This is a genomic window from Roseivivax sp. (assembly GCF_054552075.1).
Genome location: NZ_JBTOLZ010000006.1, coordinates 102796 through 126663 on the forward strand (window position 1 = coordinate 102796; position 23868 = coordinate 126663).

Annotated in this window: 23 protein-coding genes; 9 read left to right on the plus strand and 14 right to left on the minus strand. The window is 70.1% G+C overall.

Annotated features, from left to right (window positions below; genetic code table 11):
* Positions 1–106 precede the first annotated feature (106 nt).
* Positions 107–1402, plus strand: a complete 1296-nt coding sequence (glyA, locus tag ACX938_RS06805; RefSeq protein WP_459430485.1) for a serine hydroxymethyltransferase — start codon at positions 107–109, stop codon at positions 1400–1402.
* Between the two features lie 324 nt (positions 1403–1726).
* Complete coding sequence (locus ACX938_RS06810; RefSeq protein ID WP_459430486.1) at positions 1727–2140, plus strand: (R)-mandelonitrile lyase; 414 nt, start codon at positions 1727–1729, stop codon at positions 2138–2140.
* A 142-nt stretch (positions 2141–2282) separates the two neighbouring features.
* On the opposite strand, the gene ACX938_RS06815 is transcribed toward ACX938_RS06810, so the two are convergent.
* A complete protein-coding gene (locus tag ACX938_RS06815; RefSeq protein ID WP_459430487.1) occupies positions 2283–2657 on the minus strand; it encodes a hypothetical protein in 375 nt (124 codons plus the stop codon).
* A gap of 75 nt (positions 2658–2732) precedes the next feature.
* Here ACX938_RS06815 and ACX938_RS06820 point away from each other — a divergent pair, with 75 nt between their 5' ends.
* Positions 2733–3497, plus strand: a complete 765-nt coding sequence (locus tag ACX938_RS06820) for an alpha/beta fold hydrolase (protein ID WP_459430488.1) — start codon at positions 2733–2735, stop codon at positions 3495–3497.
* A 77-nt stretch (positions 3498–3574) separates the two neighbouring features.
* Here ACX938_RS06820 and ACX938_RS06825 read toward each other — a convergent pair whose 3' ends face one another.
* The 3 genes from ACX938_RS06825 to ACX938_RS06835 form a co-directional block, all read right to left on the minus strand.
* Positions 3575–4039: a hypothetical protein gene (locus tag ACX938_RS06825; protein WP_459430489.1), complete on the minus strand. Its 465-nt coding sequence runs from the start codon at positions 4037–4039 to the stop codon at positions 3575–3577.
* A 277-nt stretch (positions 4040–4316) separates the two neighbouring features.
* Positions 4317–4673 (minus strand): hypothetical protein, encoded by a 357-nt coding sequence (locus tag ACX938_RS06830; protein WP_232753311.1) that lies wholly within the window; start codon positions 4671–4673, stop codon positions 4317–4319.
* Between the two features lie 326 nt (positions 4674–4999).
* Positions 5000–5278, minus strand: a complete 279-nt coding sequence (locus tag ACX938_RS06835; RefSeq protein WP_459430490.1) for an acylphosphatase — start codon at positions 5276–5278, stop codon at positions 5000–5002.
* Between the two features lie 128 nt (positions 5279–5406).
* Between ACX938_RS06835 and lepA the strand changes: the two genes are divergently transcribed.
* On the plus strand, positions 5407–7212 hold the full coding sequence (gene lepA / locus ACX938_RS06840; protein ID WP_232753309.1) for a translation elongation factor 4: 1806 nt from the start codon (positions 5407–5409) through the stop codon (positions 7210–7212).
* 188 nt (positions 7213–7400) lie between these two features.
* Here the strand turns inward: lepA and rbsD are convergent, their stop codons facing one another.
* Positions 7401–7778 carry a D-ribose pyranase gene (rbsD, locus tag ACX938_RS06845; RefSeq protein ID WP_459430491.1) on the minus strand — a complete coding sequence of 126 codons (378 nt, stop codon included), beginning with the start codon at positions 7776–7778 and terminating at the stop codon, positions 7401–7403.
* 37 nt (positions 7779–7815) lie between these two features.
* Positions 7816–8274 carry a low molecular weight protein-tyrosine-phosphatase gene (locus ACX938_RS06850; RefSeq protein ID WP_459430492.1) on the minus strand — a complete coding sequence of 153 codons (459 nt, stop codon included), beginning with the start codon at positions 8272–8274 and terminating at the stop codon, positions 7816–7818.
* Positions 8275–8331: 57 nt separating this feature from the next.
* On the opposite strand from ACX938_RS06850, the gene ACX938_RS06855 reads away from it, so the two are divergent.
* Positions 8332–9024, plus strand: coding sequence for an NAD-dependent deacylase (locus ACX938_RS06855; RefSeq protein WP_459430493.1), 693 nt, complete (start codon positions 8332–8334; stop codon positions 9022–9024).
* Positions 9025–9225: 201 nt separating this feature from the next.
* On the opposite strand, the gene ACX938_RS06860 is transcribed toward ACX938_RS06855, so the two are convergent.
* The 4 genes from ACX938_RS06860 to meaB form a co-directional block, all read right to left on the minus strand.
* Entirely contained in the window at positions 9226–9762 is a 537-nt protein-coding gene (locus ACX938_RS06860) for a copper chaperone PCu(A)C (protein ID WP_459430494.1), read from the minus strand.
* 50 nt (positions 9763–9812) lie between these two features.
* Complete coding sequence (locus tag ACX938_RS06865) at positions 9813–10154, minus strand: hypothetical protein (protein ID WP_459430495.1); 342 nt, start codon at positions 10152–10154, stop codon at positions 9813–9815.
* 200 nt (positions 10155–10354) lie between these two features.
* The gene (gene rpmB, locus ACX938_RS06870) at positions 10355–10645 is read right to left on the minus strand and encodes a 50S ribosomal protein L28 (protein ID WP_232753303.1); all 291 of its coding nucleotides are present in this window, start codon (positions 10643–10645) and stop codon (positions 10355–10357) included.
* A 123-nt stretch (positions 10646–10768) separates the two neighbouring features.
* Entirely contained in the window at positions 10769–11767 is a 999-nt protein-coding gene (gene meaB, locus ACX938_RS06875) for a methylmalonyl Co-A mutase-associated GTPase MeaB (protein WP_459430496.1), read from the minus strand.
* A gap of 106 nt (positions 11768–11873) precedes the next feature.
* Between meaB and gndA the strand changes: the two genes are divergently transcribed.
* Positions 11874–13274: an NADP-dependent phosphogluconate dehydrogenase gene (gene gndA, locus ACX938_RS06880; protein ID WP_459430497.1), complete on the plus strand. Its 1401-nt coding sequence runs from the start codon at positions 11874–11876 to the stop codon at positions 13272–13274.
* A 380-nt stretch (positions 13275–13654) separates the two neighbouring features.
* On the opposite strand, the gene hrpB is transcribed toward gndA, so the two are convergent.
* The 3 genes from hrpB to ACX938_RS06895 form a co-directional block, all read right to left on the minus strand.
* Positions 13655–16099, minus strand: coding sequence for an ATP-dependent helicase HrpB (gene hrpB, locus ACX938_RS06885; RefSeq protein ID WP_459430498.1), 2445 nt, complete (start codon positions 16097–16099; stop codon positions 13655–13657).
* A 319-nt stretch (positions 16100–16418) separates the two neighbouring features.
* Complete coding sequence (gene argF / locus ACX938_RS06890) at positions 16419–17345, minus strand: ornithine carbamoyltransferase (RefSeq protein WP_232753299.1); 927 nt, start codon at positions 17343–17345, stop codon at positions 16419–16421.
* A 70-nt stretch (positions 17346–17415) separates the two neighbouring features.
* A complete protein-coding gene (locus ACX938_RS06895) occupies positions 17416–18600 on the minus strand; it encodes an acetylornithine transaminase (RefSeq protein WP_459430499.1) in 1185 nt (394 codons plus the stop codon).
* 477 nt (positions 18601–19077) lie between these two features.
* Here ACX938_RS06895 and ACX938_RS06900 point away from each other — a divergent pair, with 477 nt between their 5' ends.
* On the plus strand, positions 19078–20652 hold the full coding sequence (locus tag ACX938_RS06900) for a 2-isopropylmalate synthase (RefSeq protein WP_459430500.1): 1575 nt from the start codon (positions 19078–19080) through the stop codon (positions 20650–20652).
* Positions 20653–21139: 487 nt separating this feature from the next.
* Positions 21140–22198, plus strand: coding sequence for a GGDEF domain-containing protein (locus ACX938_RS06905; RefSeq protein ID WP_459430501.1), 1059 nt, complete (start codon positions 21140–21142; stop codon positions 22196–22198).
* Here ACX938_RS06905 and ACX938_RS06910 read toward each other — a convergent pair.
* Positions 22174–23160, minus strand: a complete 987-nt coding sequence (locus ACX938_RS06910) for a 2-hydroxyacid dehydrogenase (RefSeq protein ID WP_232753295.1) — start codon at positions 23158–23160, stop codon at positions 22174–22176. The two genes, ACX938_RS06905 and ACX938_RS06910, sit on opposite strands and share 25 nt — an antisense overlap.
* A 100-nt stretch (positions 23161–23260) precedes the next feature.
* On the opposite strand from ACX938_RS06910, the gene ACX938_RS06915 reads away from it, so the two are divergent.
* Positions 23261–23764 carry an SH3 domain-containing protein gene (locus tag ACX938_RS06915; RefSeq protein ID WP_232753294.1) on the plus strand — a complete coding sequence of 168 codons (504 nt, stop codon included), beginning with the start codon at positions 23261–23263 and terminating at the stop codon, positions 23762–23764.
* Positions 23765–23868: the final 104 nt, after the last annotated feature.

Sequence of the window (23868 nt, forward strand, 5' to 3'; positions counted from 1 at the left end):
AACGCCGCTTGCGGGCTTTGTGCCGGCGGCGAAACGCGATACATCGCCGCCAGACCCGATGCCGGGGGCCCGGCGCCCCCAGGCCAGATTGCAAGGAGATCTGCCCATGAACGCGCCTCATCGTGACGACGGTTTCTTCACCGAGACGCTCGCCAGCCGCGACCCCGAGCTTTTCGCCGCGATGGAGGGCGAGCTTGGCCGCCAGCGCGACGAGATCGAGCTCATCGCCTCGGAAAACATCGTCTCCCGGGCGGTGATGGAGGCCCAGGGCGGGGTGATGACCAACAAATACGCCGAGGGCTACCCCGGCCGGCGCTACTACGGCGGCTGCGACTGGGTCGACGTGGCCGAGAACCTCGCCATCGACCGGGCCAAGCAGCTCTTCGGCTGCGACTTCGCCAACGTGCAGCCGAACTCGGGCAGCCAGGCCAACCAGGGCGTCTTCACCGCGCTCCTGCAGCCCGGCGACACGATCCTCGGCATGAGCCTCGACGCCGGCGGGCACCTGACCCATGGCGCCAAGCCGAACCAGTCGGGCAAATGGTTCAACGCGGTGCAATACGGCGTGCGCCAGCAGGACAACATGCTCGACTACGACGCGGTCGAGGCCCTGGCCCTGGAGCACCAGCCGAAGCTGATCATCGCCGGCGGCTCGGCGATCCCGCGGCAGATCGACTTCAAGCGCATGCGCGAGATCGCCGACAAGGTCGGCGCCTGGCTGCATGTGGACATGGCGCATTTCGCCGGCCTCGTGGCCGCGGGCGAGCATCCCTCGCCCTTCCCGCATGCCCATGTGGCGACCACCACCACCCACAAGACCCTGCGCGGCCCGCGCGGCGGCATGATCCTGACCAATGACGAGACCATCGCCAAGAAGGTCAACTCGGCGATCTTCCCCGGCATCCAGGGCGGCCCGCTGATGCATGTCATCGCCGCCAAGGCGGTGGCCTTCCGCGAGGCGCTGGAGCCGGGCTTCAAGACCTATGCCCAGTCGGTGATCAAGAACGCCCAGGCGCTCTCGGACCAGCTGATCAAGGGCGGGCTCGACACGGTGACCCATGGCACCGACACCCATGTGGTGCTGGTCGACCTGCGGCCCAAGGGCGTGAAGGGCAACGAGACCGAGAAGGCGCTCGGCCGTGCGCATATCACCTGCAACAAGAACGGCGTGCCCTTCGACCCCGAGAAGCCGACGGTGACCAGCGGCATCCGCCTCGGCTCGCCCGCCGGCACCACCCGCGGCTTCGGCGAGGCGGAGTTCCGCCAGATCGCCGACTGGATCATCGAGGTGGTGGACGGGCTGGCCGCCAACGGCCCGGAGGGCAATGCCGAGGTCGAGGCCAAGGTGAAGGCCGAGGTCGAGGCGCTCTGCGCGCGCTTCCCGATCTACCCCGGGCTCTGAGCGGCGGTTTCTTCGCCGAAGAATGACAGAGGGGACGCGGTGCATGGCCCGCGTCCTCTTTTTTTGCCGATGCTTATGGGTCGGCTTGGGCATTCGCGGGGGTGGCAGGCAGGCCGCTCTTGTCGCCCTGTGGCGTCCGGCACGCCGGGCGCCCAAGCCCGCCGCGCGTCCATCACGCCCGAACCTGCGCTCAGCCCAGGGCCAAGACCTCCGGCCCCAAGCCCCCTCCCCCCCCGCGCCCGTGCCCGCACCTTTGACCCCGCCGCCGGGGCGTGGTCATCTGCCTGCAACCGCTCCGCTCCCGTCTTCCCGAAAGGACGCCCCATGCAGATCACCCGCGCCGGCAACCGCCCCTCGCAGACCCCTTCGCCCGAGTATTTCACCGGGCGCGTCCGCATGGACCCGATCGGCGCCGCCGAGGAGCCGGGCCGCCACCGCATCCTGCGGGTGACCTTCGAACCCGGCGCGCGCACGAATTGGCACACCCACCCCTACGGCCAGACGATCCACGTGGTCTCGGGGCTCTGCCTCGCGCAGGTCGAGGGCGAGGCCATCGAGGAGCTGCGCCCCGGCGACACCGCCTGGTTTCCCGCCGACGTGCGCCACTGGCACGGCGCCGCGCCCGAGGTGGCCATGGTGCATATCGCCGTGCAGGAGGCCCGCGACGGCGCCACCGCCGATTGGGCCGAGCCGGTCTCGGAGGCGGATTACAGCGGCCCGCGGGCGGGCGGCTCGTAAGGCGGGCGGGCGGCTCGTAAGGGAGGTGCGCCTGGCGCATTGGGGCGGTCCGCGCTATCGGCCTGCCCCGGTTCCAGCGCGGAGGCCCCTGCGCGCTGACCGCCTGCCCCGCGTCAGGCGGTGACGCGCGCCCGCTGCGCGCTCAGAGATACCCGCGCCAGAGCAGCACCGCCAGCACCAGCGCGAACAGCAGGATCAGGTTGAAGGCAAGCCCGCCCAGCAGCCCCAGGAGCCGCCCGATCCGCCTGTCGCGCACATCCACGGTCTTCAACCAGTCCTCGGCCCGCGACCCCGCCGCCAGCGTCTTCGGCAGGTCGATCTGCCGGCCGAGCTTCGGATGCCGCGCGAGCGACCAGGCGCGCTCGACTTGATCGAGGTCGCGCCGGACCTTGCCGGGCAGAAGCCGCCCCGGCGCCGCGATCCGCCGCCGCAGCGGGCCGCGAGACGCGCCGAACTTCGCCTCGAGCAGACGCTCGAGCCGGGCCACCATCTTTTCCAGTTTGGGATCCGCGCGCATGGCGTCCTCCTATCCCGCCCCGGGCGCGAGGAAAAGCGGCTGGATGCCCGCGCGGCCTGCCGCTATCCATGCCTCATGCTGAACACCATCCGCCACGGCGACGCCTCCCTGCCCCCGCTTGTCATCGTCCATGGCCTCTACGGCCAGGCGAAGAACTGGACCCGCATCGCCCGCGCGCTTTCGGGCATTCGCCACGTCGTGGCGGTCGACCAGCGCAACCACGGTGCCTCGGATTGGCGCGAGAGCCACGGCTACGAGGACATGGCCGCCGATCTGATCGAGGTGATCGAGGATCTCGGCGGGCCGGTGGACCTCGTGGGCCATTCCATGGGCGGCAAGGCCTCGATGCTGGCGGCGCTGACCCGGCCCGAGCTGGTGCGCCGGCTGGTCTCGGCGGACATGGCGCCGGTGAGTTACGACCACGACCACCAGTCGGGCTACATCCGGGCGATGCAGGCGGTGGATCTGGAGCAGGTCAGCAAGCGCTCCGAGGCGGCGGCGCAGCTCGCAGAACATGTCTCGGACCCGACGCTGCAGGGGTTCTTCACCCAGTCGCTCGACATGAAGGAGAAGCGCTGGCTTCTGAACCTCGAGGTGCTGGGCCGGGAGATGCCGAAGATCCTCGGCTGGCCGGGCAGCGAGGGCGTTTTCGAGGGGCCGACGCTGTTCCTCTCGGGCGCCGAGAGCGATTACGTCATACCCGAGATGCGCCCCGCGATCCGCGCGCTGTTCCCCCGCGCGCGCTTCGCGAAGATCCGCGGGGCGGGGCACTGGCTGCACGCGGAGAAGCCCGACGAGTTCATCGCGGCGCTGGAGGCGTTTCTGACGGCGGAGGGGTGATGATGGGGGGGTGGCGAAGGGCTTCCTTAACCAAGAGCGCCCTTCGTCAATTGAGGAATTCGCTCACAATCTGCGACTTACCAAGGCTCGCACGCAGCAAAGAAGTCCCGTTGTTCGAACTGTCCCCCGACAAGGACACCGCCGAACATTGAATAGCCTACGTATCCGCCCATGCGGTTCTTGCCGTTGACTTCGCCACAGACCCGGCGCTCCTGTTCACCGTTTTCAAGCGTCACATCTACAGCCCGAATGTCGCGGAACTGAGCCGCTGCGGGGTCGAAGAAGTCTCGGGTAACAGTGGTCTCAATTTGCCTTACCTGAGAAGTAGTGAGCGGAACCGGTTCGCTTTTTGCGATCGGCGTCATCTGCATGCAGCCAGCCAAAAAGATGCCCAGAAGAGGTGTTGTCCATCGCATAAAATTCAATCCCAAGTTGCTTAAAGCCATAGAGAGCAATAGGAGCGCTGGCCCGATCAACCCCTTCCAACCAAGCACCACCAGAGGGCGCGCGCCGGACCGGGGGCCGGCGCTGCTGACTTCCAAGCTATGCGCTTTATCGCAGCAAGGTCAGGACGAAAGACAAGCTAGGCACGCCACCCCAAGGAGCGCCGGCCCAAGGGGCCGGTCCGGCGCGCGCCCGGCACCTTCGGTGCTATTCGGGTGCAAGAAGGGGATGGGTGCAGCGTTCGCTCAAATTGTGTGAGCGCGTGAAAATCTAAAAGACCGGAGACCGGTCTGCGAAAAGCGCCGACGCTGACCCGCCGCCCTCGGCCAACCCACGACCCGACACTCGCCGAACCGCGCCAACCTCGCCCCGACCTCACAGCCCCCGGCAGGTCCGTTCCGAGCGCGAGACGAAGGCCTCGTAGCGGTCCCAGAAGGCGTCGTCCCGGGCGGTCTTGGAGTATTTCACGTCATGCGCCTCCTGCGGGTCGCGGAAGAAGCGCGCCGCGCGCCGCGAATCGGAGCCGGTGAGCGTGTCGTTCGCCATGGCCTGCACGCAGCCGCAGAGCGCCCGACTGCGCGCCTTGCGGTCCGAAGCCATGCAGCCCGAGTAGATCGGGCCCGAGGCGAATTTCACCACCGGGGCCGAATAGGACGACCCGCCGCCGCCGCATGCCGAAAGGATCAGAAGTGCCGAGACCGCGCCCAGAAGCGCCCGTGCATTGCCCGTCATAACTCCGCCTGCTCATGCCTGGCCGGGTTTGTCCCGGCATTCTTGGGGACATGATGCCCGAAGCGGGGGCGCGCTGCAATTGACCTCTGGCCAAAAGCGCGCGGCCCGGCGGGAGGTGGCCAGCGGGCGCCGGGAGGTGCGGCAAAGGCGAGGGCGCATGAGCTCCGCATGGGCGCCTCGGCGCCTGCGCTGCCGCCGAGTTGGCGCTCCAGACACGCGCCCCAGAATGCCCTTGCCCCGGCACAGACGCTCGTTCCGCAGCAAATCCGCCGCGAGAGACGGCAAGAGACGCATTGATCACCGCACCAACGGCCCGCGCCCACATTTCACCCCGGCCGGATCTCGAAACCATCCGCCAGCGAGCCGCTCGCCGGGCTTACCGCCACATCCGAGACGCGCGCCATGCGCGGGCCCTGCCAGAGCCGCTCGCAAAGCGCCGCTACCTGCGCCTCGGGGCCCGCGATCTCGGCCTCGACGCTGCCGTCCTCGCGGTTGCGCACCCAACCCGAAAGGCCCAGCTCGCGCGCGGTCGCCTGGGTCCAGGCCCGGAAGGACACGCCCTGGACCCGCCCGGTGACGATCACCCGGATGTGCTGTCGCGCCATCTCGCCTCCTTCACCTCGTGCCGGGGCGGCGGGGCCCCGCGACACGGCGACCCCCAGCCTGTCAGCGAGGGGCCCCGGCATTCAACCCACCTTGACCGTGACGCCCCCCCGCGTCATATCCCAGCCCCATGACAACGCCTCTTTCGCGCATCCGCAACTTCTCCATCGTCGCCCATATCGACCACGGGAAATCCACCCTGGCCGACCGGCTGATCCAGCTCACCGGAACGGTCTCAGAACGCGACATGAAGGACCAGCTCCTCGATGCCATGGACATCGAACGCGAGCGCGGGATCACCATCAAGGCCAACACCGTCCGCATCGAATATCCGGCCAAGGACGGCGAGACCTACGTGCTGAACCTGATCGACACGCCCGGACACGTCGACTTCGCCTATGAGGTCGCGCGCTCCATGCAGGCGGTCGAGGGCTCGCTCCTGGTGGTCGATGCGACGCAAGGGGTCGAGGCGCAGACCCTCGCCAATGTCTATACCGCGATCGACGCCGACCACGAGATCGTGCCGGTCCTGAACAAGGTCGACCTGCCCGCGGCAGAGCCCGACCGGGTGCGTGAGCAGATCGAGGACGTGATCGGCATCGACGCCTCCGAGGCCTGCCTGATCTCGGCCAAGACCGGCGTCGGCATTCCAGACGTGCTCGAGGCCATCGTCCAGAAGCTGCCCCCGCCCGAGGGCGGCACGGCGGATGCACCGCTGAAGGCCATGCTGGTCGATTCGAAATACGACCAGTACCTGGGCGTGATCTGCATCGTGCGCATCGTCGAGGGCACCCTGAAGAAGGGTGACCGGATCCGCATGATGAAGACCGGCGGCACCTATGACGTCGACGACGTCGGCGTCTACCGCCCGGCGATGAAGGCGGTCGAGAGCCTGGGCCCGGGCGAGATCGGCTATCTCAACGCCTCGATCAAGCAGGTCCGCGACACCCGCGTCGGCGACACGATCACCCACGAGAAGAAGCCCTGCGCCCAGGCGCTGCCGGGTTTCAAGCCCTCGGTCCCGGTGGTCTTCTGCGGGCTCTTCCCGGTCGATGCCAACGACTTCGAGGACATGCGCGAGGCGATCGAGAAGCTGGCGCTGAACGACGCCTCCTTCACCTACGAGATGGAGACCTCGGCGGCGCTGGGCTTCGGCTTCCGCTGCGGCTTCCTGGGGCTTCTGCACCTCGAGGTGATCCGCGACCGGCTGGAGCGCGAATACAACATCGAGCTGATCACCACCGCGCCCTCGGTGATCTATCACCTCTATACCAAGGACGGCGAGCGCCGCGACCTGCACAACCCCGCCGACATGCCCGACATGACCTATGTCGGCCATATCGAGGAACCGCGCATCAAGGCGACGATCATGGTGCCCGACGACTACCTGGGCGACGTGCTGAAGCTGTGCCAGGAGCGCCGCGGCATCCAGATGGACCTGACCTATGTCGGCGGCCGCGCCATGGCGGTCTATGACCTCCCTCTGAATGAAGTTGTCTTCGACTTCTACGATCGCCTGAAATCGGTAACAAAGGGTTACGCCAGCTTCGATTACGAGATGATCGGCTACCGCGAGGACAACCTCGTGAAGATGTCGATCCTGGTGAACGACGAACCGGTCGACGCGCTCGCCATGATGGTGCACCGCGACCGTGCCGAGATGCGCGGCCGGGCGATGTGCGAGAAGCTCAAGGAGCTGATCCCGCGCCACATGTTCAAGATCCCGATCCAGGCCGCGATCGGCGCCAAGGTCATCGCCCGCGAGACGCTCTCGGCGATGCGCAAGGACGTGACCGCCAAGTGCTACGGCGGTGACGCCAGCCGAAAGAAGAAGCTGCTCGAGAAGCAGAAGGCCGGCAAGAAGAAGATGCGCCAGTTCGGCAAGGTGGAGATCCCGCAAGAGGCCTTCATCTCGGCCTTGAAGATGGACAGCTGAGGGGCGGTCATCGCCTCTCGCCACGGGCTTCGGGCCGGGCAGATGCCCGGCCTGGGCCAAGCCACCGCTAAAGCGCGGTGCCCTGCCCTCACAGCAACAAATCTAGCCCCGCCGTCAGCCGCCCTTCAGCGGCGAAGCCCTGACGCGGGGTCTAGCACCCGGGCCCCTAACGGCGCGTTAAAGCCCGCTCAGAATCCCGTCCCGCTCCAGAGAATCACGTTGGTATAGGGCACCACTTCGCCGGTGCGCACGAGGCAGACCGCCCCAGCGGAGAGCGCCTTCAGCTCGGCATGCGGCACCGTCTCGGGGGTCAGCCGTTGTGCGAAGCCTGCGCGGACTTCGGCGCCCGCCTCCTCCGCCACCACGGCGCGTTCGACGACCATCTCGGAGAGCACCGCGTCGAGCACCGGCCAGAAGCTCGGCAGCCCGCGCGTCACGGCGAGGTCGATGACCGCAACGCCGGGCGGCACCGGCAGGCCCGCGTCGCCGATCACCAGCGCGTCGGTATGGCCAAGCGCCGCCACCACGCGGGCCAGCTCGGCGTTGAGAATTCCCTCTTTTTTCATGCGCTTGCCTTTCCTTGCGCGGGGATCATCCCGCCCCTCACCCCGCCGCCTCGAGCTGGTCCAGAAGCGCCTCGGCGGCCTCTTCCACGAGGTCGAGCACGCCGTCGAAATCGCGCGTGTAATAGGGGTCGGGCACCTCGCTGAGCCCGGGCCGGCCCAGCGCCTCGGTGAAGAGCCGGGGCGCGGGCGCGCCCTCGGGTCGCAGTGCCTGAAGCGTCGCGAGGTTCTCCGCGTCCATCGCCAGGAGAAGGTCGAAACCGTTGAAATCACCCGCCGAGACCTGCCGCGCGCGCTGTTCCGAGAGGTCGTAGCCCCGGGCGGCGGCGGCGCGGATCATCGGCGGATAGGGCGGCTCGCCCAGGTGCCAGCGCCCGGTCCCGGCGCTGTCGAGCCGCAAAGCCAGCCCCCGCGCCCGGGCGCGCGCGCCCACGACCCCTTCCGCCACCGGCGATCGGCAGATATTTCCAAGACAGACGAAGAGGATAGATCGGATCATGCGCAACAGGCCCCGCGTGTGTTCCGGAGCCTAGCAGGCCAACCCGAGGAGGCAATCATGGCCCCGAAAATCGTGATTCTGACCGGCGCCGGCATCTCGGCGGAAAGCGGTCTCGGCACCTTCCGCGACAAGGATGGGATCTGGACCAAACACCGGATCGAGGATGTCGCCACGCCCGAGGCTTTTGCCCGCAACCCCTTGCTGGTGCAGGATTTCTACAATGCCCGAAGGGCGCAGGCGGCGGAGGCCAGGCCCAATCCCGCCCATGCCGCCCTGGCCGAGTTGCAGCGCGGCCACCCGGGCGAGGTGGTGATCGTCACGCAGAACGTCGACGGGCTGCACGAGGCAGCGGGCGCCGAGGTGCTGCACATGCACGGGGCCCTGGCGGGCGCGCTTTGCGGGGCCTGCAACCACCGCTGGGAGGCCCCGGCCGCCATGGGGGCCGAAAAGCCCTGCCCTGCCTGCAACCGCCCCGCGGCGCGCCCAGATGTGGTGTGGTTCGGCGAGATGCCCTACCACATGGAGGAGATCCTCGATCACCTGCTCTCGGCGGATCTTTTCGTGGCGATCGGCACCTCGGGCAATGTCTATCCCGCCGCGGGCTTCGTCGAGGAGGCGCGGGTGGCCGGGATCGAGACGCTGGAGATCAATCTCGAGGCCACCGAGGCTTCGGCGCTTTTCGACCGGACCCTGACCGGTCCGGCAAGCGAAGCGGTGCCGGACTGGGTGGCGGGGCTGCTGCGCGGGTAGCTGTGCGTTAAGCGGGTCGGGTGCTCGGAGGCTTGGGGGCCTAAGGGCCTCAAGGCTCAGAGGCTCAGAGGCTCAGAGGCTCAGAGGCTCAGAGGCTCAGAGGCTCAGAGGCTCAGAGGCAAGGCTGGCCGGGCGATACAGCCCGGCGCAACCTGCGACGCCGCGCGCGGATCCTAAGCAGGACACAAGCGCGTCACCCGCTCACTCCTTGGCGCTGTCGTCCTTGGCCGCGCCGTGGCCCATCTCCCCATGGCCCATCGCGCCATCACTCGAACCGTGATCCATCTCCCCGTGACCGCCATGCGCATCCTGCCGCTCGCGGTCGACCGGCACTTCGAGCGCCACCTCGCTGCCGTCCTCGAAGATCAGCGTCAGCGGCACGCTGGCGCCCTGCTCAAGCGCATCGGCGAGCCCCATGAACATCACGTGATCCCCCCCACGCGCGAGGCGGTGGCTGGCGCCCGGGGCGATCTCGATGCCGCCCTCGATCTCGCCCATGACCATCATGCCGTTGGGGTCCTCGCTGTGGCTGTGCAGTTCGACCCGGGCGGCGGCCTCGGAGGCGGCGCCGGTCAGGCGCATGGGCGCCGCGCCGGTGTTCTCGATCACCATGAAGGCCGCGCCGGTCGGCGAGACCGGCGTGGCCGAGCGGATATAGGCGTCCGAGACGCGGATCTCGGCGCTGGCAAGCGTGGCGGTTGCGGCGAGCGCCGCGGCGACAAGGGAGGTGCGAAGCATCTGCGGGGTCCTTTCCCGGCTGCTGAAATCTGGAAATTCTTCTTGGGATTTCAGAGCACTGCTGGCGGCGCCCGGGCCCGAGGCGCGGGGCCCCGGCGGCAGGAGGCATGGCGCGCGGCGGCCTCCCAGCGGGGGGCGGTGAGCACACCTTCGCGGGGGGCGAGGGCCAGGGTCTCGGGGTCGAGCGCCAGCAGCGCATCGCCCGCATCGGGGCAAAGCACGCTCTGGCGCACGGGGCGCCCGTCGCGGTCGAGGTGAATCACCACCCGCTCGAGCCCGGTGCAGAGCACGACGCTGTCCGCCGGCTGCGGCGCGGCGCGCGCGGCGGCCGTCTCGACGCTGGTCAGCGCGAGCAGGACGGCCAGGCAGAGGGAGAGGAGGCGGGCGTGCATGGGCGCATGTCTACCCGCTGGGCCGGGCGCGGGAAAGCCGCACCGGGGGTCTGGGGCCCGCGACCAAGCGTCCCTTCGCCGAGGGGGCGCTCCGGCACCGGGCGCGCGCGCCCCGCGCCGCCACGCCCCAGCCCGTCACACAACAACAAAAAAGGCGCGCCGCCATGCGGACGCGCCTTCTTCGCGTTCTTCCGAAAGGATCAGGCCTGGGCGGCGCGCGCCTTGGCAATCTCTTTCTTGACCTTCAGCGCCACGTCGGACAGCTGGCTGTCCTTCGCCTTCTCCAGGAACCGGTCGAGCCCGCCGCGGTGATCCACGGTGCGCAGCGCCGCCGAGGAGATCCGCAGCTTCACGCCACGGCCCAGGGTCTCGGACTGCAGGGTCACGTTGTTCAGGTTCGGCAGGTAGCGCCGCTTGGTCTTGTTGTTGGCGTGGCTGACATTGTTGCCAACCATCGGGCCTTTACCGGTCAGTTCGCACACGCGCGACATGGGTTCATCCTCGTCAATGTCAGGGCGAAAGATCGGTGGTCGACTTTCACCAAATGGAAAGGGCGCCGCGGGAGCGACGCCCGGAATCTCGTCGCGCTTCTCTAGGCAAGCGCGGGAGCGGCGTCAAGTCCTGAGGCCGGGCCGTTGCAGGTAGGTGGTCAGAAGCTCCTCGGCGGCGGCCGCCGCGGTCAGATCGCCGGTCTCCACCGCGCCCGCAAGCCGTGCCATGGCGCCTTTCACGGGCTCCCGGGCCAGGGTGGCGAGCAGCGCCTCGCGCACCTCGGCCTCGAACCAGTAGCGCGCCTGGGCCCGGCGGCGGCCATCCCAATGCCCGGCCTCCCGGCGCCATTCGGCCAGCGCCGTCATCTCGTCCCAGGCCTTGGCGAGCCCTTCTGATTCCACCGCCGAGACGGTCAGCGCCTTGGGAAAGCCCTCGGGGTCCTGCGGGCGCTTGCGCAGCAGCCGGAGCGCGCCGGCGTAATCCGCGCAGGTCCGCGAGGCGGCGGATTTGAGCTCGCCGTCGGCCTTGTTGATCAGGATGATGTCGGCCATCTCCATGATCCCGCGCTTGACCCCCTGCAGCTCGTCGCCGCCCGCGGGCGCCAGCAAGAGCACGAAAAGATCGGAAAGCTCGGCCACCACGGTCTCGGACTGGCCGACGCCCACGGTCTCGATCAGGATCACGTCGAAATCGGCGGCCTCGCACAGCTCGATCGCCTCGCGGGTGCGGCGCGCGACGCCGCCCAGGTGGCTCTGGCTCGGCGAGGGCCGGATAAAGGCGTTGGGCTCGCGCGAGAGCCGCTCCATCCGCGTCTTGTCGCCCAGGATCGACCCGCCCGAGCGCGCCGAGGAGGGATCGACCGCCAGCACCGCGACCTTCATGCCCTGCGCGGTCAGCATCATGCCGAAGGTCTCGATGAAGGTGGATTTGCCGACGCCCGGCGTGCCCGAGAGCCCGATCCGCAGCGCCTGGCGGCCGTGGTCGGCCTCCTTCAGCCGCTGCAGCAGCGCCACCGCATCGGCGCGGTGATCGCCGCGGCCGCTTTCGACCAGCGTGATCGCTCGCGCCAGGGCGCGCCGCCGGCCCGCCAGAATGTTCGCGCTTTCCGCCTCGATGTCCATCGCGCCCCCAGATGTGCCGGTTCCGCCTCGTTCTGACGCCGCCTCCGCCTCTTGTCCAGCAACCCGCAGATGCATACGAGGAGGGCCAGCTCGGAAAGGAACGCATATGGCAGACCCACAGATCGGCATCTACGGCCTTGGCACCATGGGGGCCGCGCTGGCCCTGAACCTGGCGGAAAACGGCGTGGAGATCGCCGTCGCCAACCGCAGCACGGAAGCGATCCCGGCCTTCCTCGACCGCGCCGGGCCGCTTGCTGCGCGGATCGCCACCGCCGAGGACCTCGACGCGCTGATCGGCGCCCTGCCCCGGCCGCGCCAGCTTCTGGCGATGATCCCCTCGACCGCGCCGATGGATGCGCTGATCGAGGAGCTGATCCCCAAGCTGGCCGAGGGCGACACGCTGATCGACGCCGGCAACGCCGATTTCCACGCCACCCGCGCACGCAGCGCCAAGCTGGCAGAGCACGGCATCCATTTCGTGGGTCTCGGCGTCTCGGGCGGCGAAGAGGGCGCCCGGCGCGGCCCCTCGATGATGTTCGGCGGCACCGAGGACAGCTGGGAGCGGCTGGCGCCGATGCTGCGCGCCATCGCCGCGCGCTTCGGCGATGACCCCTGCGTGGCGCATCTCGGCCCCGACGGCGCGGGCCATTTCGTCAAGACCGTGCACAACGGCATCGAATATGCCGACATGCAGATGATCGGCGAGCTTTTCGACCTGCTCGAGACCGGCGGCCGCGATGTGGGCGAGATCGCCGATATCTTCGCGGGCTGGAACGAGGGCCCGCTTGGCTCCTATCTCTTCGAGATCACCGCCGGGCTCCTGCGCCGCACCGACAGCGCCACCGGCGCGCCGATCCTCGACGTGATCCAGGACAGCGCCGGGCAGAAGGGCACCGGACGCTGGACGGTGATCGAGGCGGTCAAGCTCGGCCAGTCGGCCACGATGATCGAGGGCGCGGTCGCGGCCCGCGCCTGGTCTTCCGAACGCGACGCCCGCCGTGCGGGGGCCGAGGTCTTCGGCAGCGCCCGCGGTGCCGTCGAGCTTGAGGTCGAGACGCTGGAGGCCGCGGCCCGCGCGGCGCGGGTCCTGGAATACGCCCAGGGCTTCCGCATCCTCGCCGCCTCTGCCGAGGAATACGACTGGCCGCTGGCGCCCGCGCGGATCGCCGAGATCTGGCGCGCCGGCTGCATCATCCGCGCCAAGATGCTGGACGACATCGCGGGGGCCTTCGCCGAGGGCACGCCGATGGCCGACCTGATGCGCGCCGAGGCCTTCCGCGAGACGCTGGAGACGGGCATCCCGGCCCTGCGCAAGGTCGTCGGCACCGCCGTGGCCGCGGGGTTGCCGGTGCCGGTTCTGGCCTCGGCGCTGGCCTGGTTCGACACCATGCGCACCCCGCGCGGCACCGCCCGGCTGATCCAGGCCCAGCGCGACGTCTTCGGCCGTCACGGCTTCGAGCGCACCGACCGCGAGGGCAAGGGCTTCCACGGCCCCTGGTGGGATTGATGTGCTCGGGGGCGGGCCGGGTGCCTGCCCCTTTTCCTAGGGTCTTGGGACTGCCGGGGGCGGGCCCGCGCGCCGAAGGTCATTGGGCGTGGCGCAGGGCTCCTCGGCCCAACGGCTTGATTTGTGCGTTTATGAGCCCGCGCGCAGCGCCAGCCCAACGGCTCAAAATGACGGCGCGCCGCCCGACGGGACGACCCGTCACAAAGGCGTATCCAGGCGCAACCGCTCTCTCCTAGCAAGCCACCTCAAAACGCCCCCAAAAACCGCCACCCCCAAAACGCACCACACCACGCCCCCAAAGCGCCCCGCCCCTGCTTCAGCTTGGCAAAAATACCTCGGGGGCGCGGGGGCAGAGCCCTCGCAAAACCCTGAAGCCAACCCTACCCCCGCCGCTTCGCACGCAGCGTCGGATCGGCCTCGCGCGGATCCTCGGGCCAGGGGTGCTTGGGGTAGCGCCCGCGCATCTCCTTGCGCACCTCGGCGTAGGAGCTCTCCCAGAAGCCCGGCAGGTCCATGGTGGTCTGCACCGGCCGCCCGGCGGGGGACAGGAGCGTCACCCGGAGCGGCTTGCCCGCCACCTTGGGGTGGTCGCGCTGGCCGAACATCTCCTGCAGGCGCAGGCTGATCTCGGGGTCCGGCGCGCCGTAGTCGATCGGGATCGAGCGGCCGAGCGGGGTGGTGAAGGCGCCGGGCACCTGGGCGTCGAGCGTCTGGCGCGCGGGGTAGTCGAGCCTTGCCTCGAGGGCCGGCAGAAGGTCGAAGCGCCGCCAGTCCTCGCGGCTGGTCACGCCGGTCAGGAAGGGCAGGAGCCAGTCCTCGGCGGTCTCGAGCAAATGCGCCTCGTCCGAGGCCGGCAGGTCGATGCCCCCGGCCCGGCCGATCTCGATCCGGGCGAGGAAACGGCGGGCCTTCTCCGAGAGCCGCAGGCCCATTTCCGAGACGCCTTCGAGCATGGCGCGGGACAGCGCCTCGGGCGGGGCGTCGCGCCAGATCCGGCTGTCGAGCGCGATGGCGCCAAGGCGCTCTTCCTGGCGGGCGATGACCTTGCCCTCGCGGCGCGACCAGGCGCAGATGTCCTGCCAGGCGATGGCCTCGGGGAAGAGCGCGCGCAGGGCGCTCTCCTCGATGCGCAGGGCCTGGCGGATGCGCGCCTCGCGGCGGTCGCCGTCGAGGTCGGTCGCCACGATCAGCCGGGCGCCGCCGAGGCTGTCCTCCTCCGGCAGGGCCGCGCCGCTGCCGCCCGAGAGCCTGTAGCGCGGGGCGTCGCCCTTGCGGCGAAGCCCGATGCGGTCGGGATAGGCCAGCGCCGCCATCTCGGCGGGGCCAAGCCCCCGGTCGGGCCCGGCCCCGCGCGCGAGGCGCTTGGCCTCCGCCTGGATGCGGCTCAGGCCCGGGCGATGGACTTGATATGGCCGCCGTTCGGCGAAGCCCTTGGGATCGCGCAGCGCCTCGAGCCGAAGCGCCAGGTCGGCGGGGGCGCCCCGCAACGGGTCGCGTTCGGCCAGAAGCGCCGCCAGCGGCGCCGCGCCTTGGCCCGCCCGGGCCAGCATATGCGCGAGCCGCGGGTGCAAGGGCGTGCCCGCCATCTCGCGGCCATGGGCGGTGACGCGATGCTCGGCATCGAGCGCGCCCAGCATGCGCAGGAGCGCCTGGGCCTCGGCATAGGGCCCTGCGGGCGGCGGGGTCAGGAAGGGCAGATCCTCTGGGCCCGCCCCCCAGACCGCCAATTCCAGCGCCAGCCCGGCCAGGTCGGCGACCTCGATCTCGGCGGGCGGGAACTCCGGCAGCGCGCCCTCCTCGCCGCGGGTCCAGAGCCGGTAGGCACGGCCCGGCGCGACGCGGCCGGCCCGACCCGCGCGCTGCGCGGCCTCGGCGCGCGAGACCCGTTCGGTGACCAGCCGCGACATGCCCGAGCCGGGATCGAAGCGCGCCCGCCGGGCCAGCCCGGCATCGACCACCACGCGCACGTCCTCGATGGTCAGCGAGGTCTCGGCGATGGCGGTGGCCAGCACCAGCTTGCGGCCCTGGGGCTCGGGGCGGATGGCGCGGCGCTGCTCGGCGAAGGGCAGCGCGCCGTAGAGCGGGCGGATCATGGTGTCGGCAGCCAGCCGGCCCGAGAGTTTCGCCGCGGTGCGCCGGATCTCGGCCTCGCCGGGCAGGAAGACCAGGATGCCGCCGCTGGTCTCCTCGGCGGCCTCGGTCACGAGGTCGGCCAGCGCCTCTTCCAGGCGGCGGGACTTGGGGCGCGGGGTCTCCAGCCAGCGGGTCTCGACGGGGAAGCTGCGGCCCTCGGAGGTGATCACCGGCGCGCCGATCAGCTCCGCCACCGGGCCCGCGTCGAGGGTCGCGGACATCGGCAAGAGGATCAGGTCCTCGCGCAGGGCCTCGGCGACCTCGAGGCAGAGCGCGAGGCCGAGATCGGTGTTGAGCGAGCGTTCATGGAACTCGTCGAAGAGCACCGCGCCGACGCCTTGCAGTTCGGGATCGCGCTGCAGGCGGCGGGTCAGGATGCCCTCGGTCACCACCTCGATGCGGGTCTCGCGCGAGACCTTGGCCTCGCCGCGGATGCGGTAGCCGACGGTGGCGCCGAGCGGCTCGCCCAGCATCTCGGCCATGCGTTCGGCGGCGGCGCGGGCGGCGAGCCGGCGGGGTTCGAGAACGAGGATGGTGCCGGAGGTCAGCCCGGCCTCGAGAAGCGCCAGCGGCACGCGGGTTGTCTTGCCCGCACCGGGCGGGGCCTGGAGGACGGCGCGGCCGTGGGCCCCGAGGGCGTCGAGCAGCGCGGGCAGCGCCTCTTCGATGGGCAGGTGCGGCGCGCGGGTCATGCAAAACCTTTCCAAGGTTTTGCGGGGAATTTCACGGAAATTCCCGCGCGCCGCTCGGGGTGCGTGCCAAGGGCGACGCGGGTGCGCCGATCGGGCCAGGGTGCGCGAAACCTTCCCAAGGTTTCGGGAGGAATTTCACGGAAATTCCCGCGCGGCGCGCGGGTTGGGCGCCTGGGGTGACGCGTGGCCGCCGGGCGGGCCGGGGCGCGCGAAACCTTCCCAAGGTTTCGCCGGGAATTTTGCGAAAATTCTCGCCCGGCGCCCATGCAGCACACCCCGGGTGACAGGCGGGCGGTGTCCGGACAGGACCCCGCCCCGCTCACGCCCCGAGGCACCAGCGCATGATGGCCTTCTGCGCGTGCAGCCGGTTCTCGGCCTCGTCCCAGATCACCGAGGCCGGGCCGTCCATGACCTCCGAGGTCACCTCTTCCTCGCGGTGCGCGGGCAGGCAATGCATGAAGAGCGCATCGGGCTTCGCCGCCGCCATCAGATCGGCGTTGACCTGGTAGGGCCGCAGCATGTTGTGACGCCGCTCGCGCGCGCTTTGCGCGTCATGCATGGAAACCCAGGTGTCGGTGACCACGAGGTCCGCGTTCTCCACGGCCTTCTTCGGGTCGCGCTCGATGCCCACGGTCACGCCCTGGTTCCGCGCCAGGCCGACGAACTCCATCTCGGGATCGAGCTGCACCGGCCCGGTGAAGGTGAAGTCGAAGCCGAACTGCGCGGCGGCATGCAACCAGGAGGAGCAGACGTTGTTGCCGTCGCCCGACCAGACCACCTTCTTGCCGGCGATCGGGCCGCGGTGCTCCTCGTAGGTGAGGATGTCGGCCATGATCTGGCAGGGGTGGGTGCGGTCGGTCAGCCCGTTGATCACCGGCACCTCGGCGAACTCCGCCATCTCGGTCAGCACGCTTTCGTCGAAGGTGCGGATCATGATCAGGTCGACGAAGCGCGAGAGCACCCGCGCGGTATCGGCGATGGTCTCGCCGTGGCCGAGCTGCAGGTCGGAGCCCGAGAGCACCATGGTCTCGCCGCCCATCTGGCGCACGCCCACGTCGAAGGAGACCCGCGTCCGGGTCGAGGGCTTCTCGAAGATCAGCGCGACCATATGGCCGGCGAGCGGCTGCTCGGCGTCGGGCGAGGCCTTGGGCGCCCCGTCGCGGGCGGTCTTGATCCGCCGCGCGGCGTCGAGGATCGCCCGCAACTCGGCGGGGTCGGTCTTATGGATGTCGAGGAAGTGGTTCATCGGCTTCAGCTTTCTGCGGTCCGGCGGCACGGGGGTCAGCCCCGCGCGCACCGGAGACGGTCGATCGGGATCACGAGGCTTCGGCGGGCGCGAGGCTTTCGGCGGCGCGCGCGAGGCGGTCGGTGGCCTCGCCGATCTCCTCTTCGGTGATGGTCAGGGGCGGCAGGAGGCGCACCACGTTGTCGGCGGCGGGCACGGTCAGAAGGCCCGCGGCATAGCCCGCCTTCACCACCTCGGTGTTGGGCGCCTTGCAGACCAGGCCCAGCATCAGGCCCGAGCCGCGCACCGCCTCGAAGACCTCGGGGTGATCGGCGACGAGCCCCTCGAGCCGCTGGCGGAAGAGCCCCGCGCGGCGGCTGACCCCGGCCAGGAACTCGGGGTCGGCGATGATCTCCATGACCTTCAGGCCCACCGCGCAGGCCAGCGGGTTGCCGCCATAGGTCGAGCCGTGGCTGCCCGCGCTCATGGCCGCGGCGGCGCTCTCGCTGGCCAGGACCGCGCCCAGCGGGAAGCCCCCGCCGATGCCCTTGGCGACCATCATGATGTCGGGCGCGATACCCGCCCATTCATGCGCGAAGAGCTTGCCGGTCCGGCCCATGCCGCATTGCACCTCGTCGAAGATCAGAAGCGCGCCGGTCTCGTCGCAAAGCTCGCGCAGCCCCTTCAGGCAGGCGTCGGGCAAGGGGCGGATGCCGCCCTCGCCCTGCACCGGCTCGACGATCACCGCGGCGGTCTTCTCGGTGACCGCGCGCTTCAGCGCCTCGTGGTCGCCGAAGGGCACATGGGTGAAGCCCGGCAGGAGCGGCCCGAAGCCCGCGGTCATCTTCTCCGAGCCCGCCGCGGCGATGCCCGCCGAGGAGCGGCCGTGGAAGGAGCCGGTGAAGGCGACGATCTCGGTGCGCTCAGACTGGCCCGCCGCGGACCAGTGCTTGCGCGCCATCTTCACCGCCAGCTCGCAGCTCTCGGTGCCGGAGTTGGTGAAGAAGACCGTGTCGGCGAAGGTCTCGGCGACCAGCGCATCGGCCAGCGCCTCCTGCTGCGGGATCTTGTAGAGGTTGGAGACATGCCAGAGCGCATGCGCCTGTTCGGTCAGCGCCGCGACCAGCGCGGGATGGGCATGGCCCAGCGCGTTGACCGCGATGCCCGCGCCCAGGTCGAGAAAGCGTCGCCCGTCCGCCTCGATCAGCCAGGCGCCTTCGCCTTTCACGAAGGTCAGCTCCGCGCGGTTGTAGGTCGGCAGGACGGAGGGGATCATGGATGTCTCCTAGGCATGAAGGCCGAAGTGGTGCCAAGCACCCGGGGCCAAGTCAAGTTTCTGAGGGCAGATTGATGGGGACGCAGCGCGACGGCCCGGGCGCCGTCCGGCACCGGGCAGGGAGGACCTAGCGGCCTCGTCGGATGGAAGTCACACGCATCATGGGAAACGCCTTAGCCCGGAGCCTGCCCTCACGGCAAGGACATTCCGCCGGGCGCCGCGAGATCGCCGAAATTGCCCCCGCGAAAATCGGGGCTTTTCATTTGGCCTTTGTCACTTATAGTCCGCCCCATGACGATGACGGGCCATATCAGCTGCACGACGCCGCGCGACCTGCGCGCGCTGCCGCTTGCCCTGCTTCTTCTGCTTACCCGCCTCTGAGCGTGGGCCGCACCGGCGCGACCGCTCAGGGGAGATCGGGACACCGCGCCGGACCTTGAAGCCCCGCGAGAAGAAGCGACAGCAAGAGACGACATCATGAACACCACCGACAAAGACCGCGTGTTGATCTTCGACACGACCCTGCGCGACGGCGAACAGAGCCCCGGCGCGACCATGACCCATGACGAGAAGCTCGAGATCGCCGAGCTGCTCGACGACATGGGCGTCGACATCATCGAGGCCGGCTTCCCGATCGCCTCCGAGGGCGATTTCCGCGCCGTGGCCGAGATCGCCGACCGCTCCAAGCAGTCGGTGATCTGCGGGCTGGCGCGCGCGCAGCTGCCCGACATCGACCGCTGCTGGGAGGCGGTGCGCCGCTCCGAGCGGCCGCGCATCCACACCTTCATCGGCACCTCGCCGCTGCACCGGGCGATCCCGAACCTCAGCCAGGACGAGATGGCCGAGCGCATCCACGAGACGGTGACCCATGCGCGCAACCTCTGCGACAACGTCCAGTGGTCACCGATGGATGCCACCCGGACCGAGTGGGACTACCTGCGGCGGGTCGTGGAGATCGCCATCAAGGCCGGCGCCACCACGATCAACATCCCCGACACCGTGGGCTATACCGCGCCGCGCGAAAGCGCCGACCTGATCCGCCGGCTGATCGAAGATGTGCCCGGCGCCGACGAGGTGGTCTTCGCCACCCATTGCCACAACGACCTCGGCATGGCGACCGCCAACGCCCTGGCCGCGGTGGAAGGCGGCGCGCGGCAGATCGAATGCACGATCAACGGTCTCGGCGAGCGGGCGGGCAACACCGCGCTCGAAGAGGTGGTCATGGCGCTCCGCACCCGCGGCGACATCATGCCCTGGGACACCCGCGTCGATACCAAGAAAATCATGCATATCTCGCGCCGCGTCGCGACGGTCTCGGGCTTCCCGGTGCAGTTCAACAAGGCGATCGTCGGCAAGAACGCCTTCGCGCACGAGTCGGGCATCCACCAGGACGGCATGCTGAAGAACGCCGAGACCTTCGAGATCATGCGCCCCGAGGACGTGGGCCTCGCCGCGACCAACCTGGTGATGGGCAAGCACTCGGGCCGGGCGGCCCTGCGCGACAAGCTCAAGAACCTGGGCGTCGACGTGGGCGACAACCGGCTCAAGGACATCTTCGTCCGCTTCAAGGAGCTCGCCGACCGCAAGAAGGAGGTCTACGACGAGGACATCCTGGCGCTGGTGACCGCGACCACCACGGACGGGCACAAGGACCGGCTGCAGCTGGTGAACCTCGCCGTGACCTGCGGCACCGGCGGGCCCGCCGAGGCGACGCTCGAGATGGAGGTCGACGGCACCGAGGCCAGCGCCACCTGCCAGGGCGACGGCCCGGTCGACGCCACCTTCAAGGCGGTGCGCGAGCTGCATCCCAACAAGGCGCGGCTGCAGCTCTACCAGGTGCACGCGGTGACCGAGGGCACCGACGCCCAGGCCACGGTCAGCGTGCGGCTCGAGGAGGACGGCATGATCGCCACCGGCCAGTCGGCCGATACCGACACGGTGGTGGCCTCGGCCAAGGCCTATATCAACGCGCTCAACCGGCTGATCGTCCGGCGCGAGAAGTCCGGCCCCGGCTCGGACCAGAAGGAGATCAGCTACAAGGACGTGGGCTGAGGCCCGGTTTTTTGGGCCAGGAGCCTTGGGGCGCGCGGTCGGCGGATCGCGCGCCCCTTTTCTTTTGGGCGGCGCTTGGTTGTCCGGCTCCCGGAAGGCGGCGTTGCAGCTTTGAAGGGCGGCACGCGGGCCCGCGTTAAGGATTTGTTCACCTCCTCGGCGCAGTCTCCCGGGGCAAAGGATGAGGTGAGGCATGTCCTATCGCAGCAGGGCGCGCGCCGCGGCGCGCCGGTCTCCGGCCGCCCCCGGCCCGGAGGACAGAAGCGACCCCAGGGACCCGGGCCGCGCCGCCTCGGGCGGCTGTCGCGGCGGCAAGGTCGTCGCGGGCGCTGGGGATGGCGGCGCTCTGGTGGAGGCGCAGGGTCTTGCACTCGGCGCGGGCGCGCAGGCCGGCCCGCCGGGCGCAGGGGTGCCTGCCATCGCTCCACGTGTGGCGGGCGCAGAGGCGCAGGCTCAGGGCGCAGGGACACAGGCCGGTGCGCCGCGTGTGGCGGGCACTGGGGCCGGCGCCCCGGGCACGGCAGGCGAGGACGCCGCGCTTGCGCCTCTCGCAGCGCTCTTCGGCGATGCGCCCCGGCGGATCATCGTCTGCGATCGCGTGGGGCGGGTGATCTACCTCAACCCCGCCGCCCGGGCCTCCCTGCCCTCCCTGGTGCAGGCGGGGCTCCGTGCCGGTGGCTCCGTGGCGGGCGCGAAGGCGGCGGCGCTAAATGGCTCACCCGAGTTGGGCACCAAACGCCCCGCCCCGCCCACCGGCCCCGACCGCGCGGCGCTGCGGGCATTGGCGCAGATCGCCGAGACCGGACGCGCGCGGGTGCTCTCGCTGACCATCGCGGGCCAGCGGCACGCGATGCTCGGCTGGCGCGTGGGCGAACTGCCGGGGCTACCGCCGGGGCTCGTTGTCCTGAAAGACGCCGAACCGACCGCGCCGAGCCGGGGCCATGACCCGGCCGCGCGCCCGACCGCCGCCTTCGAGGAAGAGCGCCGCCGCCTGCGCAGCCAGGCCGCCTGGCTGTCGCGCATGGCCACCGCGGACGCGCTGACCGGGCTTCTGAACGCCGCGGGCTTCGAGCAGCGCTGCGCCGGGCGGCTGGCCGCAGCCAGCGGCGCCGCGGGCGCGCTGGTCTTCCTCGACATCGACCGTTTCAAACAGGTTAACGACCGCTTCGGCCATCCCGCCGGCAACAGCGTCCTGACCGAGATCGGCAGCCGCCTGCGCGCGGTGCTCGGCCCCCGCGACCTGGCCGCGCGCATCGGCGGGGACGAATTCGCGCTCTGGCTCGAGGGCGCGCGCCCCGAGGCCCTGCCCCGCCGGCTCAAAACCCTGCGCGAGGCGCTCGACCGGCCGGTCGCCCACATTTGTCCAGCGGAGAACACAGCGCAGGAAATCCCGGTGAGCCTCGCGATCGGGGCCGCCACGGCGCCGGGGGACGGCAAGGGCTACGCGCTCCTCCTCGCGCTGGCCGATGACCGGATGTATGCCGACAAGCGCGCGCGGCAGACCCGCGCCAGCGCCGGGCCTCACAGCATCGCGGGCACCACCTGATCCGGCGGGCGGTGCCCGTCGGCGAAGGTCTTCACGTTGATGATCACCTTCTCGCCCATCTCGAGCCGCCCTTCGCGCGTGGCCGAGCCCATATGCGGCAGCAGCACCACGTTCGGCAGGTTGCGCAGGTCGGGATTGATGTCGGTGCCGTGCTCGTAGACGTCGAGCCCCGCGCCCGCCAGCTCCCCCGCGCGCAGCATCCGCACCAGGGCGTTCTCGTCGATCACCTCCCCGCGCGAGGTGTTCACGATCACCGCGTCGGGCTTCATCAGCTTCAGCCGCCGGGCGTTCATCAGGTGAAAGGTCGTCGGCGTATGCGGGCAGTTGATCGACAGGATGTCCATCCGCGCGACCATCTGGTCGAGGCTGTCCCAATAGGTCGCCTCGAGCGCGGCCTCGGTCTCGGGGCGCAGCTTGCGGCGGTTGTGGTAATGGATCTGCATGCCGAAGGCCCGCGCCCGGCGCGCCACCGCCTGGCCGATCCGGCCCATGCCCAGGATGCCGAGCCGCCGCCCGCCGAGCCGCCCGCCGAGGAAGGCCGTCGGCGCCCAGCCCTGCCAGTCGCCCGCCTGCATGGTCGCCAGCCCCTCGGGGATGCGGCGGGTCGCTGCCAGCATCAGCGCCAACGTCATGTCGGCGGTGTCCTCGGTCACCACGCCGGGGGTGTTGGAGACCAGGATGCCGCGCGACCGGGCGGTGTCGACGTCGATGTGATCGACGCCCGCGCCGAAGTTCGCGATCAGCTTCAGGCGGTTGCCCGCCTGCCCGATCAGGCCCGCGTCGATGCGGTCGGTCACCGTCGGCACCAGCACGTCGGCCTCGCGCATGGCGGCGGCCAGTTCGGGCTTGGTCATCGGGGTGTCGTCATCCCTCAGCGACACGTCGAACAGCTCGGACAGGCGGGTTTCCACCGCCTCCGGCAAGCGTCGCGTGACGACAACACTCAGACGTTTTGACGGCATCCGAGCCCTCCTCATCTTTCCCGATCCGCTGATCGGAGGCAGAGTGTCCCAAGACCGGACGGGGCACAAGAACCCCGCCTCAAAAACTCGAGCAGAGGCCATGATCCAAGCGTTTACGGGCGTCCTCCTCGCCCTCGCCCTTCTCGCGCAGAGCGTCGCGGCCGAGGCCGCCGAAGAGCGCGGCCCCATCACAAATCTGCCGCTGCCGCGCTACGTCTCGCTGAAGGCCGCCGAGGGCAATGTGCGCCGCGGCCCCTCGCTCAGCCATCGCATCGACTGGGTCTACGTGCGGCGCGACATGCCGCTGGAGATCACCGCCGAGTTTGGCCACTGGCGCCGGGTGCGCGACCGCGACGGCGCCGGCGGCTGGGTGCATTACGCGCTGCTTTCCGGCGTGCGGACGGTGATCGTCGAACGCGACAAGCTGCAGATCCGCGCCCGCCCCGAGGACGCCGCCCCCGCCACCGCCGAGCTGGCGCTCGGGGTCATCGCGCGGCTCGGCCGCTGCGAGCCCGCCTGGTGCGAGATCGAGGCCGGGGGCTATTCCGGCTGGGCGCCGAAATCGGCGCTTTGGGGCGTGAAGCCGGGCGAGCTGCGGGAGTAAGCGGGGGGCGTCCGAGCGCGCCTGCGCCGCGGCTTCGCAAGAGACGCGCGCAACCCGCAAACCGGACAGGCCCTGAACCGCCCTGCCCCGCGTCACCGCACCTC